The sequence below is a fragment of the Collimonas humicola genome, assembly GCF_018304945.1.
GTDB classification, from domain to species: Bacteria; Pseudomonadota; Gammaproteobacteria; order Burkholderiales; family Burkholderiaceae_D; genus Collimonas; species Collimonas humicola.
This window is the reverse complement of record NZ_JAGQEE010000002.1, coordinates 485,075-499,769: the sequence shown is the minus strand read 5'-3', so window position 1 is coordinate 499,769 and position 14,695 is coordinate 485,075. Positions and strand designations below refer to the sequence as shown.

12 protein-coding genes are annotated in these 14,695 nt (G+C 62.6%); 6 read left to right on the top strand and 6 right to left on the bottom strand.

From position 1 onward, the window contains the following. Nucleotides 1-78: 78 nt before the first annotated feature. From KHU30_RS11000 to KHU30_RS10975, 6 genes are all read right to left on the bottom strand, one after another. Entirely contained in the window at nt 79-1,920 is a 1,842-nt protein-coding gene (locus KHU30_RS11000) for a pilus assembly protein (protein ID WP_211442677.1), read from the bottom strand. Nucleotides 1,921-1,931: 11 nt separating this feature from the next. Next, nucleotides 1,932-2,444 carry a pilus assembly PilX family protein gene (locus tag KHU30_RS10995; RefSeq protein WP_211442676.1) on the bottom strand — a complete coding sequence of 171 codons (513 nt, stop codon included), beginning with the start codon at nt 2,442-2,444 and terminating at the stop codon, nt 1,932-1,934. Beyond that, on the bottom strand, nt 2,441-2,980 hold the full coding sequence (pilV, locus tag KHU30_RS10990) for a type IV pilus modification protein PilV (RefSeq protein ID WP_211442675.1): 540 nt from the start codon (nt 2,978-2,980) through the stop codon (nt 2,441-2,443). The genes KHU30_RS10995 and pilV overlap by 4 nt, the downstream gene beginning before the upstream one ends. Nucleotides 2,981-3,093: 113 nt before the next feature. Further along, on the bottom strand, nt 3,094-3,405 hold the full coding sequence (locus KHU30_RS10985) for a metal-sensitive transcriptional regulator (protein ID WP_211442674.1): 312 nt from the start codon (nt 3,403-3,405) through the stop codon (nt 3,094-3,096). 66 nt (nt 3,406-3,471) lie between these two features. Next, nucleotides 3,472-4,965 (bottom strand): sensor histidine kinase, encoded by a 1,494-nt coding sequence (locus KHU30_RS10980; RefSeq protein WP_211442673.1) that lies wholly within the window; start codon nt 4,963-4,965, stop codon nt 3,472-3,474. Further along, on the bottom strand, nt 4,962-5,645 hold the full coding sequence (locus tag KHU30_RS10975) for a response regulator (protein WP_211442672.1): 684 nt from the start codon (nt 5,643-5,645) through the stop codon (nt 4,962-4,964). The genes KHU30_RS10980 and KHU30_RS10975 overlap by 4 nt, the downstream gene beginning before the upstream one ends. A 192-nt stretch (nt 5,646-5,837) precedes the next feature. On the opposite strand from KHU30_RS10975, the gene KHU30_RS10970 reads away from it, so the two are divergent. The 6 genes from KHU30_RS10970 (at nt 5,838) to KHU30_RS10945 (ending at nt 14,644) form a co-directional block, all read left to right on the top strand. After that, nucleotides 5,838-6,818, top strand: coding sequence for a Bug family tripartite tricarboxylate transporter substrate binding protein (locus tag KHU30_RS10970; RefSeq protein WP_211442671.1), 981 nt, complete (start codon nt 5,838-5,840; stop codon nt 6,816-6,818). A 157-nt stretch (nt 6,819-6,975) separates the two neighbouring features. Further along, complete coding sequence (locus KHU30_RS10965; protein ID WP_211442670.1) at nt 6,976-8,085, top strand: ABC transporter substrate-binding protein; 1,110 nt, start codon at nt 6,976-6,978, stop codon at nt 8,083-8,085. Between the two features lie 84 nt (nt 8,086-8,169). After that, the gene (locus tag KHU30_RS10960) at nt 8,170-9,975 is read left to right on the top strand and encodes an ABC transporter permease (RefSeq protein WP_211442669.1); all 1,806 of its coding nucleotides are present in this window, start codon (nt 8,170-8,172) and stop codon (nt 9,973-9,975) included. A gap of 49 nt (nt 9,976-10,024) precedes the next feature. Further along, nucleotides 10,025-11,104: an ABC transporter ATP-binding protein gene (locus tag KHU30_RS10955; protein WP_211442668.1), complete on the top strand. Its 1,080-nt coding sequence runs from the start codon at nt 10,025-10,027 to the stop codon at nt 11,102-11,104. Nucleotides 11,105-11,210: 106 nt separating this feature from the next. Then, a complete protein-coding gene (locus KHU30_RS10950) occupies nt 11,211-12,287 on the top strand; it encodes a porin (RefSeq protein WP_211442667.1) in 1,077 nt (358 codons plus the stop codon). Between the two features lie 170 nt (nt 12,288-12,457). After that, nucleotides 12,458-14,644, top strand: a complete 2,187-nt coding sequence (locus tag KHU30_RS10945; RefSeq protein WP_230427316.1) for a M3 family metallopeptidase — start codon at nt 12,458-12,460, stop codon at nt 14,642-14,644. The last annotated feature ends 51 nt before the right edge of the window (nt 14,645-14,695 follow it).

Below are 14,695 nucleotides of genomic sequence, written 5' to 3'. Positions count from 1 at the left end.
TTCAATCCAGCTAACGAGGCCCAAGATCCGGCTCAGACTAGCCCGCGTTCAGCGGGCTTTTTAACGTCCCCCGCACGGCTAGTCGGGATCGACAACAGCCGCTGGCACCGGCAATTGGCGCCAGGTCCGCACCGGGGGCCGGGTTCGCGGATTGATATCGACCGCATGCGGCAGGCCGTCGCGGCCGGCGATCACCAGCTGTTTGCGGCCATCCGGCAGCTTGATGAAAATCGGCGTGACAATGGAAGCGGGCACTTCGACCAGCGCGGCATTTTTCAGGTGCCCGATGAATGCGCCATCGCTGCTGGCGCCGCCGCTGTTGTAGTCGAGCGCAAGCAGGTAGGACTTGTCGCGCGCGGGAGCATAGGTCAGCAGCCACAAGAGGCCGTCGACGATTTGCAGCTTACCGACGACATAGCCGATCTTTTCCGGCAGGTCGACATACCAGCCGCGCGACACGCCCCAATTGACGCCATTGTTGCTTAGCTGCCATGTGCCGTCGCTGCCTTCGCTCAGCACTTGCTGCTGCAACTGTTCTCTGCCGCCGACGGCGCCGCTCCCGGCCTTGTCCCAGACGCCATACAGGCTTTGTCTTTGGGCCTTGCCTGGAATCCGGCCATCGCTGGGCTTGCCGCCGCTGAACATGACCAGGGCGCCGCCCTTGGCATGCTGTTCAAGCAAGGGCTGTTGCGCGATCGATTGCGGTTTGCCGCTCTTGTCGGCAGCGATGAACAGGGGCGTCTTGCTGAACGCTACTTGCCAGCGCTGAGGCTCATCCGAGCTCAGATCGACTTTCCAAAGCCGGCCTTGCAAATCGCCGGCGTAGATTGCGCTGACAGCGCGCTGCGGGTTGAATACCAGCGCCGGTGCCGCCAGGCCGTTCGGCGATTCAGCGTCTCCTGCAGCGATGGCGATTTTTTTGATCAAGCCTCCACCGGACAACTCGACCAGGTACAGCACGGCACGCAGGTTTTCGCTTTGATAGCCGTTGCCATAGATTGCCGCCCAGGCGCCGTTCGCCAGCCGAACGGCGAACGCTTCTCCGATCAGGTGCCCCATGTCGTCATCGCTCGCTCCTGCGCCGTCGTCTTCGGCGCTCCGTTGCCACAGCAGCGGCGCAGGGGCCGGCGGCGTGCTGACATCGAGCGCAAACAGACTCCTGGCGCCGCCGCCGGTTGCGCCCAGCAGGATGCTTTTCCATGCGGCGTTGCCGTCCGCGCCCAGGTAGGCGTCGCCAACGCTGAGCAAGCCATCGACGAAGGGACGATGGAGATAGCCGGCTTCGCTCAATCGAGGCAAGGCGTCGAATACCGCGCTTGGCACAAAGGCGCTGGTTTCAACGCCGCCGAGGGCATCGAACGCATGCAGCATGCCGTCGTTGGCGCCGACGTAAAGCATGGTCTGGCGCTGCTTCTTGCTTTTGACATATTCCCGATAGGCGCTGCCGCCGGCGCCGCCTGGGAGGAACTGATAGGCAGAATCGGACAGGCCCACATACAGCGGTACGGAATACATGATGTCGCCCAGCTTGCCTTGGCGATTGCGGAAACCGCCGACGCCATGCCTTGCTTCCAGCGCATCGTTGCCTCTCAAATACTCCAGCAAATCTTCGGAAGACAATACGGCTCTTTGCGCATCGTCCAGCTGCAGCCATTCAAATGCTATCGCGTTGGCGTTGCCTGAGGCCGTACCGATACGGCGCGACTGCCATGGCGGAATCAGATCGGCGGCATCCCACCGGGCGACTTTGGCAACGCCGTCTGCGCCAACCGGATAGGCTTTTACATGTCCCAGCCATGACCCCGCCTCATAGCTGCCGACATAGACGAAGGGCGGTTCATCCGGCGTCTCCGCAGCAGGAACAGAGAAAGAGGACAAGACCAGAACGATGGCGCAGATGCAGGGAAGCAGAGGGCTCATGAGACCCCGGCTTAAAGCAGCAGATAACTCTGCAACAGCACCACCGCCGCATTGCCGGCGCCGACGCCGCGCGCGGTAATCCGGAAGGCTGGCCGCGGCTGGGGCGCGTGCAGCTGAAATTGCAGGTCGGCATCCAGCTCCAGGCGCTCGGCCAGGCAGCGGGCCGGCGCTGCCGGGGCAAGGCCTTCAGCGCCGATGCGAGGCACCGGGATGGATACCTTATCGTTGCGCCAGCTATCGGCCATTTCCCAGTAGTGCATGCTGTTTGCGCCATCCACCGCAACCGGTCCTTGCCTGAGCAGCGGAATCGCAACCGGCGTCAGCTGCAGTTGATTCTCGCAAAAGCGCAAGGCGTGCTCGGCGGCCTGGAATGCCAGTTGCCGGCTACCGGCATTGGCAGCCATCTTTTCTTCCAGCAGCGCAGTGGTCAGGGCGCTGAAGCCCAGAAAAGCCATGACCAGCAGGCTGATCAGCAGCATCGGCAACACCGCGCCGTGTTGCCGGCAATGGTTAACGCGCTTCATGGCAGGAACGCGGTAGCGAAGCAGGCGACATCTTTATGGCTTGCGGGATCGGCGGCGAGCGGCCGGCAATTTTCAGCGAACAGGCCATCCGGGACGCTGGCATCGCGGAAGTACACCCGTATCGTGAAACCGCTGCTGACCGAGCCGCTGATTTCGCCCCAGCCTCCCGTCAGCGCAGCGCTGAGGCGGCTGCGCCAGTCATGGATATCTTGTGCCGCCAGTTCCCGCGCCGTGCAGCGGCCGGGATCGAAGCAAGCCGGCGCCAGCGCATCCAGTACCGGATAGACCTGCCGCGGCAGATTGTAAGCCCCCTCGTGCGCGCCGCGGATATTGGCGCGCACCCGCTCGGCAAGATCGGCGCCGAACTGGCCGGCCGTGGCGCGCAAATGCGCCGTCTTTTGATAGCGCAGGGCCGTGGTCTGCATGTCGATCAGGGCAAACATGGCGAAGGCGGCGATGACCATCGCCACCAGCACTTCTATCATGCCGATCCCGGACTGCACAGCGGGGCGATTATCTATGCCGGCCACGATCATGCCTTACTCCTTTTCAGCGCCACATTTCGTGAAAGGAATTATAAAAATGGCACGGGATTAAAGAAATAAGGGATGCGCCTAAAGCCTGTCAGCAGCGCCGTGAAGAAAAAACGTCAGCCGAACTTGTCCAGCAGCGCCGCCAGGTTTTGCGCGCTCTGCAAGGCCTGCTCCGGCGTGGCGGCGGCTGCGCTGTGGGTGACGATGGCATCGGTCAGCAAGGTGATGAAGGCGCGGTCCAGCGCCTTGCGCGCCGCCGCCAGCTGCTGGGCGACGCTGTCGCAATCAGCCGGCACGGCGGCATTGGCGATCAGTTTCTGCACGCCGCGGATCTGGCCCTCGACCCGCGCCAGCCGGTTCAGCAAATCCTTCTTCTGCGCATCAGTCAGCGCCGTGCCGTGCACCATCTTGATGGATGTATCGCTCAAAGCCAGTCTCCTTCACCAGGAACATCGTGCCGGGTAGCTTACCAAGGCCGAGGCAAAACGCAAACCCTAAGCCGAATGCGCCAATGACGACAAGGGAAAACTCAGCGTGACCTTTAGCCCGGCGGCGCCATCCGTGCCGTTGCCGGCGTCGCCCAGCACGATCTGCGCGCCATGCGAGCTGGCGATATCGCGCACGATAGCCAAGCCGAGGCCAGCGCCGCTGGGATTTTGCTGCTGCGCCGACGGCGCCCGGTAAAAAGCCGAGAATACCCGCTCGCGATCTTCGGCAGCGATGCCGATGCCGCTGTCTTCCACTTCCAGCAGAGCGCGCCGCGCCACGCTGTCGCAACGCACGCGCAGGACGACCTTGCCGCCGGCCGGCGTATAGTGAATCGCATTGTCGAGCAGATTGCTGACCAGCTCGTGCAACAGCAAGGTGCTGCCGTCCACCATCAGGTCCTCGTCGGCATCGAAGGACAAGTCGATCTGCTTCTTGACAGCCATGAGCGCGTATTCGAGCCCGACCTGGCGTGTGATGCCGGTCAGCGACACCGGCGCCGCGCCGCTCTCGGCCACGCCATGCTCGGCGCGCGCCAGCGTCAGCAAGCGGTTCGCCAGATGCACCGTGGCGTCGGTAGTGCCGGCGATGCTGGCGACGATCTCGCGCATATCCTGCCAGGCGCGCGGGTCATCGGGATGACGGTCAAGCTCACGCATGGCCAGCTCAGCCTGTGTCTTCAATACCGTCAACGGCGTGCGCAGCTGGTGCGAGGCGTCGGCGATGAAGCGGCGCTGGCCGCTGATCAGCGTCTGCAAGCGCCCCATATAGCCGTTCATGGCGACCACCAGGGGCCGCACTTCCTTGTGCACCTGGTCGGCGTCGAAATCGGCCAGGTCGGTGCTGGCGCGCGCCTCCACCGTCGCTTTCAGCTGCATCAGCGGGCGCAGCACGAAGCGCACCGCAAACCATACCAGCAGCGCCGCCACGCACACCAGCAAGCCTTGCCGCCACAAGGTGCTGAACAGGATCTTGCGGGTCAGGTCGCTGCGCGCATCCATGGTTTCGCCGACCTGGATCAGGGCGATGCCGCGCATCGAGTCGTCATAGACCGGCTGATACAGGGCGGCGATGCGCACCGGCTGGTTGTGATAGCTGGCGTGATAGAAGCGCACCAGCGCCGGATAGATTTCCGAGCGCGGCACATCGGGCGGCAGCACCGGCAAGTCTTCGTAGCCGGAGACGAATTCGCCCTTGGTGCCGGTGACCTTGTAGTAGATGCGCCCCAGGGTGTCGGTTTCAAAGCTGTCCAGCGCGACGTAGGGGACATCTGCAACGACTTTACCGTCTACCACCGAGACGCGCTCCGCCAGCGCGCGGGTAGAAGCGAGCAGGGCGCGGTCGTACGCCAGGTCGGCCACATCGAGCGCATTGCGGTAGACCGAGAAGGCATCCAGCGCCACCAGCAGCAGCAATGGGATCAACAGCCAGCTCAACAGCTGGCTGCGCAAGCTTCCCAAGGATTTTGCGGGTTTGGCGGCGGCGGGACTGGCGGCATTCATTTTTCAGCGGCAACTTCCAGCAGATAGCCGAGGCCGCGCAAGGTCGTGATGGCGACCGCTTCGGCGCCGTTGCGGATCAATTTTTTGCGCAGCCGGTGGATATAGATTTCTATCGCATCGGGATTGGCGTCGTCGACCAGCGAAAACACTTCATCGAACAATTTTTCCTTGGACACCACGCGGCCGGCGCGGCTGATCAGCACCTCCAGCACCGCATGTTCGCGCGGCGTCAGCGCCAGCGCCGCGCCGCCGTAGCTGAACATGCGCGTGACGGTATCGAACTGCAGCGCGCCGCAGCTGTAGACCGGGGCCTCGCCGCCTTGCGCCCGCCGCAGCAAGGCCTTGACGCGCGCTTCCAGTTCGACCAGCTCGAAGGGTTTGGCCAGGTAGTCGTCAGCGCCCAGGTTCAAGCCTTGCACGCGGTCCTGCAAGCCGCCGCGCGCGGTCAGGATCAGCACCGGCGTCTTGCTGCCGCGCGCGCGCAGGCGCTTCAAGACTTCCAGGCCATCCATCTTCGGCAGGCTGAGGTCGAGTATCACTAGTGCATACTGCTGGGTGTGCAGCAGGCTGTCGGCGTCGGCGCCGTTCATCGCGCATTCGACCGACCAGTGGGCATCCTGCAATGCCTTGGTCAGCCAGCGCGACAGCTCGACATGGTCTTCAATCAGCAAAATCCGCATGGCTTCGGGCAGTTGGGATTAAAAAAGAGGACGTTAATACTCACACAGAAAACCGCTGTTGGCAAAATGCGAGTGAAAGGAAAATGAAAGACTGAGGCCGCTATGATGCAAAAAAACGTATAAAAGCCCGGTTTCACCCCTGCCGCCGCCACGGCGCAGCAGGAGGCATAACAACAGAATGGGTAGGAGACAATGAATTCCGCAATCGCCTGGATTTGTGCACTCGGTGCATTCGTCACGTCCGTCACGCTCAGCGCGCAGGCAGCGCCGCTGCAATGCCTCGCCCCGGCCAAGCCGGGCGGCGGCATGGCTGTCACCTGCAAGCTGATCCAGAAAGGCTTGCAGATACCGGCCGTCGCCGAAGCGCAGGACGGTCCGCTGAAGATCAGTTATTTGCCGGGCGGCATCGGCGCCGTCGCCTGGAATTCCATCGTCAGCCAGCGCCGCGCCGAGGCCGACACGCTGGTGGCGTTTTCCGGCGGTTCGCTGATGAACCTGGCGCAGGGAAAATACGGCGATGCCGACGTCAGCAATGTGCGCTGGGTGGCGGCTATCGGCGTCGACTACGGCATGATTGCGGTGCGCCACGATTCTCCCTATAAGACGCTGCGCGACCTGCTGGCCGCGCTCAAGAAAAATCCGGCCCAGGTCACGATAGGCGCCGCCGGCACCGTCGGCAGCCAGGACTGGCTGAAAATCTCGATGCTGGCCAAGCAAAGCCAGATCGATCCCAAAACCTTGCGCTTCGTTGCGCTGGAGGGCGGCGGCGAAGCCTTCACCGCCTTGCGCGCCGGCCATGTGCAGGTCGTCTCGGGCGACGCCTCGGAAGCCACCCTGCATTCGCTCGATGGCGAGATCCGCATTCTTGCCGTGCTGTCCGAACAGCGCTTGCCGGGCGCGCTGGCGCAAGTGCCGACCGCACGCGAACAGGGCCTGGCGGTGAGCTGGCCGATCATCCGCGGCGTCTATGTCGGACCGGAAGTCAGTGATGCCGCCTACCGGCATTGGGTCAAGCGCTTCGACGCCATGATGGCGACGCCTGAATTCGCGCAGCTGCGCGCCGCTACCGGGCTTTCACCATTCGCCATGAGCGGCGACAAACTGACTGCCTATATCAAAACGACCGTTGCGGATTACCGCAAGCAATCGGACCAGCTCGGCTTGATCAGATAAACCTCGGATAAACCCGCCGCAGCCTCAGGCCAGGCAAGACTCCCGCAAGCGACAGCAAGTGGCCGCCACGCCTTGGCAGGCCGGTGCTCGACTGTTGCCTGCACTTTTTAACCCCGGATTCATCAGCAGCACCCATAACCATCAGGAGACGACACCCATGTTGATCAAAAAACCTTTAAAACCATTGGCCGCAGCGCTCGCCGCTCTCTCATTCAGCCTGCCGCTGAACGCTTCCGCACAGGCGCCGGCAGGCTATCCGGCGGATTACGCCAAGGTCGTCGACGGCGCCAAAAAAGAAGGCAAGCTGGTGATCTACAGCGCCACCGATTCCAAGGCGGCGGAACCGTTGATCAAGGATTTCAGCGCGCTCTATCCCGGCGTCAAGGTCGAGTTCAACGACATGAATTCGACCGAGGTCTATAACCGCTTCATCTCCGAAGCCGCTGCCGGCGGCGCCACCGCAGATGTGCTGTGGTCGTCGGCGATGGACCTGCAGTTCAAGCTGGTCAGCGAAGGCTACGGCGCGGTCTACAAGTCGCAGGAAGCGGCCGCCATTCCTGCCTGGGCCAACTACAAGGACAGCGCCTACGGCACCACTTTCGAGCCGCTGGCGATTGTCTATAACAAGCGCCTGGTCAGCGCCGACGAAGTGCCGTCCACCCATGCCGACCTGGTCAAGCTGCTGGGCAGCAAGGCCGATAAATTCCGCAACAAGGTCACCACCTACGATATCGAAAAATCCGGCGTCGGCTTTTCCTTCATCACCGAAGATGCGCAAATCAATCCGCAGTTCTGGGACCTTGCCAGGGCTTTCGGCGACGTCAGCATCCGCGTGCAGTCCTCCACCGGCACCATGCTGGAACGGATTTCCTCGGGCGAGAACCTGATCGGCTACAACGTCATCGGTTCCTATGCACAGGCGCGCGCCGCCAAGGATCCATCGCTCGGCGTTGCCTTCACCAAGGATTACAACCTGGTGCTGTCGCGCGTGGTGTTCATCAACAAGTCGGCCAAGAACATGAACGCAGCCAAGCTGTGGGTCGACTACCTGTTGTCCAAGCGCGGCCAGACCATCATATCGACTGAATCGCAGCTGTATTCGCTGCGCTCTGATGTCAGCGGCGCCTCCACCGTGGCCGGCCTGACCACGCAACTGGGCAGCGCGCTCAAGCCGATTCCGCTGACCCCGGCGTTGCTGCAATACCTGGACCAGACCAAGCGCCTGGCTTTCCTCAAGCAATGGAAGGCTGCCGCGGGCAAGAAGTAAGGGCGGCAATAGCAGGATTCCGGCCGGCTACCTCAAGTGCAGCCGGCCGCAGTTTTCAAGCAGGTTTTCAGCAAGGTACACACTATGACTTCAATTTCTCCTCCCCATCCGCTGGCCAGCCGCTCTCGGCTGGCGCGCATCAACTGGCCGCGCGGACTGGTGGTCACGCTGGCAGCGGTGGCGATTTTCCTGCCGCTGCTGCTGATTTTCTATCAAAGCTTTTTGTCCGCGCCTTTTTTCGCGCCGATCAAGACCCTGAGCCTGGAACCGTACCGCTTCATCTTCGACGATCCGGATTTCCGCCAGGCTTTCATCAACGGCTTGCTGCTGGCCAGCGGCCTGGCATTGATCGCGGTGCCGCTGGGCGGCATGCTGGCGTTCCTGATGGTGCGCACCGACCTGCCGGGCCGCACCTGGATCGCGCCCATGCTGCTGGTGCCGATTTTCGTTTCGCCGATGGTGATCGCCTTCGGCTATGTGGTCTCGATGGGGCCGGTCGGCTTCTATACCGTGTGGATGCAAGACCTGCTGCGCCTGGTCGGCATTGAGGCGACGCCGTGGAATGTATATGCCTTCCCCAGCATTGTCATCATCGCCGGCCTGACTCACGTGCCGCACGTTTATCTGTACGCCTCGGCCGCGCTGAAGAGCCTCGGCGCCGACGTCGAAGAAGCGGCGCGCGTGGCCGGCGCTTCGCCGTTGCAAGTGGCGCTGAACGTATCGTTGCCGATGATCATGCCGGCGCTGGCATATGCCGGCGTGCTGGTGTTCTTCCTCGGCTTCGAGGTGTTCGGCCTGGTGCTGGTGCTGGGCGATCCGGAAGGCCACCTGGTGCTGCCGACGTATCTTTACAAGCTGACCAACAAGCTCGGCACGCCTTCCTATCACCTGATGGCGGCGGTAGCGGTGTGCCTGGTGGCGGTGACATTGCCGCTGGTGATGATACAGCGCTGGCTGCTGCGTTCGGCCAACAAGTATGTCTCGATCAAAGGCAAGGGCGCGCGCCAGAAGGCGCTGCCGCTGGGCAAGTGGAAATGGCTGGCGTTCAGTCTGATCGCAGCCTGGCTGATTTTCACCATCGTGATTCCTTTGTCCGGCATCGCCTTGCGCGCCTTCGTTTCGCACTGGGGCTACGGCGTGTCGCTGCTGGACGCGCTGACTTTCCAGCACTTCCGCGACATCTGGGAACAGCCGGCGCTGGTGCGCGGCATCGTCAACACCATCCTCATCGGCGTCATCGGCGGCGCGATTGCCGTGGCCTGCTATTGCTGCATCGCGCTGGCGATGCACCGCAAGCCCGATGGCATCACCCGCTTCCTCGACTACAGCGTGCTGATTCCGCGTGCAGTACCTGGATTGCTGGCCGGCCTGTCGTTCCTGTGGGTGTTCCTGTTCGTGCCGTCTTTCCTCGACGGTTTCCTGAAGGGCTTCGACAACGCGGCCGCCAGCTGGCTGGTCGAAAACTTTATCCCGCAATTGCGCGAACTGCGTTCCACCATTTTCTCGGTGTGGCTGGCGTATTCGGTGGTGTGGCTGGCCTATGGCTTGCGCCTGATCACGACGGCGCTGCTGCAGGTCGGGCCGGAGCTGGAAGAAGCCGCCCGTGCAGTCGGCGCACGCCGTTCGCAAGTGACGCGCGACGTCACCTTGCCGCTGGTGCGCTACGGCGTGCTGGGGGCCTGGCTGATGGTGTTCCTGATCTTCGAACGCGAATACTCCACCGGCGTGTACCTGCTGTCGCCCGGTACCGAAGTCATCGGCGCGCTCATCGTCTCGCTGTGGGCTTCCGGCTCGGTCGACCTGGTGGCGACGCTGTCCTTTATCAACATCACGCTGGTGGCCATCGGCCTCGGCATCGCGCTGCGCTTCGGCATCAAGCTGCACGACTGAACTGGCCACTGAGCTGCACCACCAAGCACAACGAAAACAGGAAATCATCATGAGCGAATTAAGTGTCAACAACCTGCATCTCGACTACGGCAGCGGCGCCAGCGCCAATCCGATTCTCAAAGGCGTATCGATGCAATTGCAGCGCGGCGAAGTGGTCGCCCTGCTGGGGCCATCCGGCAGCGGCAAGACCACCTTGCTGCGCGCGGTAGCGGGCCTGGAATCGCCGAAATCCGGCAGCATCCAGATCGGCGAACGCGTCATGTTCGACGGCCAGCGCAAGCTGGAAATCCCGGCCGAAGAACGCAATCTCGGGCTGGTGTTCCAGTCGTATGCCTTGTGGCCGCACAAGACCGTGTCCGACAATGTCGGCTACGGCCTCAAGCTGCGCAAGATGAACGGCAGCGATATCGCCGAGAGGGTCAAGACCGTGCTCGGCCAGCTCGGCCTCGGCCACCTCGGCGAGCGCTTTCCGCACCAGCTGTCGGGCGGCCAGCAGCAGCGGGTGGCGATCGCCCGCGCGCTGGTGTACAACCCGCCGGTGATCTTGCTCGATGAGCCGCTCTCCAACCTCGACGCCAAGCTGCGCGAAGAAGCGCGCGCCTTCCTGCGCGAGCTGATCGTGCGGCTGGGCCTGTCGGCGCTGATGGTGACCCACGACCAGGCCGAGGCGATGGCGATCTCGGACCGCATCCTGCTGCTCAACAACGGCAAGATCGAGCAGCAGGGCACGCCGCAAAGCATGTATGAAACGCCGGATACCTTGTTCACGGCGGAATTCATGGGCAGCAATAACCGCTTGCCGGCCAGGCTGTTGCAGCGCGACGGCGCCCAGGCCTTGCTGCAGGTCGATGGCGGCAACGTCAGCGCCACCTTGCGCGGCGGGGCCGCTGCCGGCGACGCCAAGGAAGCGGTCGCCATCATTCGCGTCGAGCAGGTCAACATTGCCGACACCCCGGTCGAGAACAGCATCAGGCTGCCGCTGGCCACCTGCATGTATCTGGGCGACCGCTGGGAATGCGTCTTCCGCAACGGCGACGACAGCAGCGTCTTGCGCGCTTACGCGCGGCAGCGCCTGGCGCCGGGGGAGTACTGGCTGCAGTTGCCGCAAGAGGCGCTATGGGCCTTCTGATTGCAGACTAAAGAAGAAGAAAGGAGGAGAGGTCACACAACAGCCTTTGTGCAGCTGCTCGGCAATCGCACAACCAACAAAAAAATACCACAACGGAGGAAGCAAGATGAACAGAAAATACCTGGCGGCCGCAACCCTGGCCGCGCTCGGGGCAACCACGTCCGGCGCTTACGCGCAAACCAATGTCAGCATCTACGGCCTCATCGATACCGGCATCGAGTACGTCAACCATGCCAATGCCGGCAAGGACAGCCTGCTGCGCCTGAGTTCCGGCGCCATGAACACCTCGCGCATCGGCTTTCGCGGCAGCGAGGACCTGGGCGGCGGCCTGAAAGCCGTGTTCCAGCTGGAAAACGGCTTCAAGACCGATACCGGCGAATTCGACAGCGCCGGCGTGCTGTTCAACCGGCAAGCCAATGTCGGCCTGGAAGGCGGCTTTGGCCGGGTAGTCCTGGGCCGCTCCTTTACCACCACCTATGACTTCATCCTGCCGTTCGACCCCATGGGTTATTCGGCCCAGTATTCCTGGGTGACTTCGGCCGGCGCCACCGGCGGGCGCAAGGACGGCATGCCGACCAACCTGCAGAACATCGTCAAGTACCAGGGCAAGTTCGGCGACTTCAAATTGGGCGCCACCTACGGCTTTGGCGAGACTGCCGGCAGCGCCAGCGACAGCGCGAAATACGATCTGGGCGTGGGCTACGAAAGCGGTCCTTTCCGTATCGCCTTGACCTATGACCGGGTCAACGGCGCTGCCGCCAGCGCTGCCAGCAGCGCTTACGACAAGGCTACCAGCATCCACCTGGCCGGCAACTACCAGCTCGGCAGCAACCTGAGCATGAGCCTGGGTTATCGCAACTACAAGAAGACGCTGGCATCGAACGCGCCCGACCTGCGCAGCGATTTCTTCTGGGGCGGCGCCAGCTACAAGGCGACGCCGGCAGTGACGCTGATCGGCGCTATCTACTATCAAAATATCAAGAACGTCGCCAGCGGCAAGGACGCCGATCCGATCATGTATTCGGTGCGCGGCAAGTACGCGCTGTCGAAACGCACCGACCTGTACTTGAGCGCGGCCTATGCCAAGGCCAAGAACCAGCAGCTGGTCGGCCTGTCGCGTGACGATATCGCCTACGGCAGCAGCCAGACCGGCGTGATCGGCGGGATCCAGCACCGCTTCTAAACCTGCAGCAAGCGGGCCGGGGTGGCGCTGGAACATGCAGCGCCGCTCCGGCCTGCAATTTACCTGGCCTTAGCTCGAAAAAGCCGGGACAAGCCTCATCCACTCTTCATGAATGCGGCGTAAAATGTTTCGTCAAAAAAACAATTGCCGTACTCACTCCAGGAGAATAGATGCAAGTTTCGACGAAACGTATCGCGGTATGCGGGTTGATGGTGACTGCCGCCGTAAGCCTGATGGCTTGCGACGTGCCCACCAAGGCCTCACAGAACGCCGCCACGGCCAGCGCGGCCTATGCCGCATCTTCGCCTTTCGCGCAGATCAGCTCCTTGCCTTACAACCTGCCGCCCTTCGACAAGATCAAGGATTCCGACTACCAGCCTTCGTTCGAAGCCGGCATGGCGCAGCAGCGCCAGGAAGTCAGCGCCATCGCGGCCAATCCGGCGGCGCCCACCTTCGACAATACGATCGTAGCGCTGGAGCGTTCCGGCCAGATGCTGGGACGGGTCAAGGATGTCTTCTTCAACCTGATCAGCGCCAACACCAGCCCGGTGCTGGACCAGACCCAGCAGGATATCGCCCCCAAGCTGGCCGAGCATGAAGACGCGATTTTCCTCGATCCTGCCTTGTTCGCCCGTATCGAACAGCTGTACCAGCAGCGCGCCGGCCTTGGCCTCGATCCTGAATCGCTGCGTTTGCTGGAGCGTTACCGGACTGACTTCGTCAGGGCCGGCGCGCGCCTGTCCCCGGCGGACAAGGATCAGCTGCGCAAGATGAACCAGCAGCTTTCTTCGCTGACCACGCAATTCCAGCAAAACCTGCTGAAATCCAGCAATGAAGGCGCGATAGTGATCGACAAGGTCGCCGACCTGGACGGCTTGTCGGCAGAGGGCATCGCCGCCGCCGCGCAAGCCGCCGCCAGCCGCAAGCTGGAAGGCAAGTGGCTGATCACGCTGCAAAACACCACCGACCAGCCGGTGCTGGCGCAACTCAAGAACCGCCAGCTGCGCGAGCGCATCTATAAAGCCTCGATCAACCGCGGCGACGGCGGCGCCGGCGACAACGTCGGCAATGTCGCACAGATCGTCAAGCTGCGGGCGCAGCGCGCTGCATTGCTGGGTTATCCGAACCACGCTGCCTATGTGCTGGAAGAGGAAACCGCCGGCACTCCGGCCGCGGTCAACAAGATGCTGGCGCAGCTGGCGCCGCCCGCCAACGCCATCGCACGCAGGGACGCGGCCGCCATGCAGCAGCTGATCGAGCGCCAGGCCAAGGCTAGCCATACCAAGCCGTTCAAGCTGCAGCCGTGGGACTGGGGCTTTTATTCCGAACAGGTGCGCAAGGCGCGCTACAGCTTCGATGAATCCCAGATCAAGCCTTACTTCGAACTCAACAACGTGCTGCAGGAAGGCGTGTTCTACGCCGCCCACGAACTGTACGGCGTAACGTTCAAGGAACGCACCGACCTGCCGGTATATCAGCAGGATGTGCGCGTCTTCGAGGTGTTCAATGAAGACGGTTCGGCGCTGGGCCTGTTCCTGTTCGATCCGTTCGCGCGCGACAACAAGCAGGGCGGCGCCTGGATGAACAGCTATGTCTCGCAGTCGCGCCTGTTCGGCACCAAGCCGGTGGTGTCGAACAATATCAACATCGCCAAGCCGCCCGCAGGCAAGCCGGTGCTGCTCAGTTTCGACGAAGTCAACACCATGTTCCACGAGTTCGGCCATGGCTTGCACGGCTTGTTCTCGAACGTCGAATATCCGATGTTCTCCGGCGCCTCGGTGCCGCCTGACTTTGTCGAGTATCCGTCGCAGTTCAACGAAATGTGGTCGCACGATCCGAAGGTGCTGGCGCACTACGCCAAGCACTACGAGACCGGCAAGCCGATGCCGCGGGCGCTGCTCAACAAGCTGCTGGCGGCGCGCAAATTCAGCGCCGGATACGATACTTCCGAGTACCTCGCGGCGGCGATGCTGGACCAGTCCTGGCACCAGCTGTCGACCAACCAGACGCCGGACGTCACCGATGTGATGGCGTTTGAAACCAAGGCGCTGGGCAACGCCAAGGGCTACGTGGTGCCGCCGCGCTATCACACGACGTACTTCTCGCACGTCTTCGCCAACGGCTACTCAGCCGGTTACTACGCCTATATCTGGAGCGACGTGCTGGCCAAGGACACCGAGCACTGGATGAATACCCACGGCGGCCTGAAGCGCGCCAATGGCGACCTGCTGCGCGCCAAGGTGCTGTCGCGCGGCTTCAGCGGCGATCCCGGCGCCCTGTTCAAGGATTTCTACGGACGCGGCCCGGATGTCGGGCCTTTGCTGGAAGCGCGCGGCCTGAGCGGCGCCGCCAAATAGTTGCAGGAAAAATGTGAAACGGGGCAGAAATTCTGCCCCGTTTTTTTACGC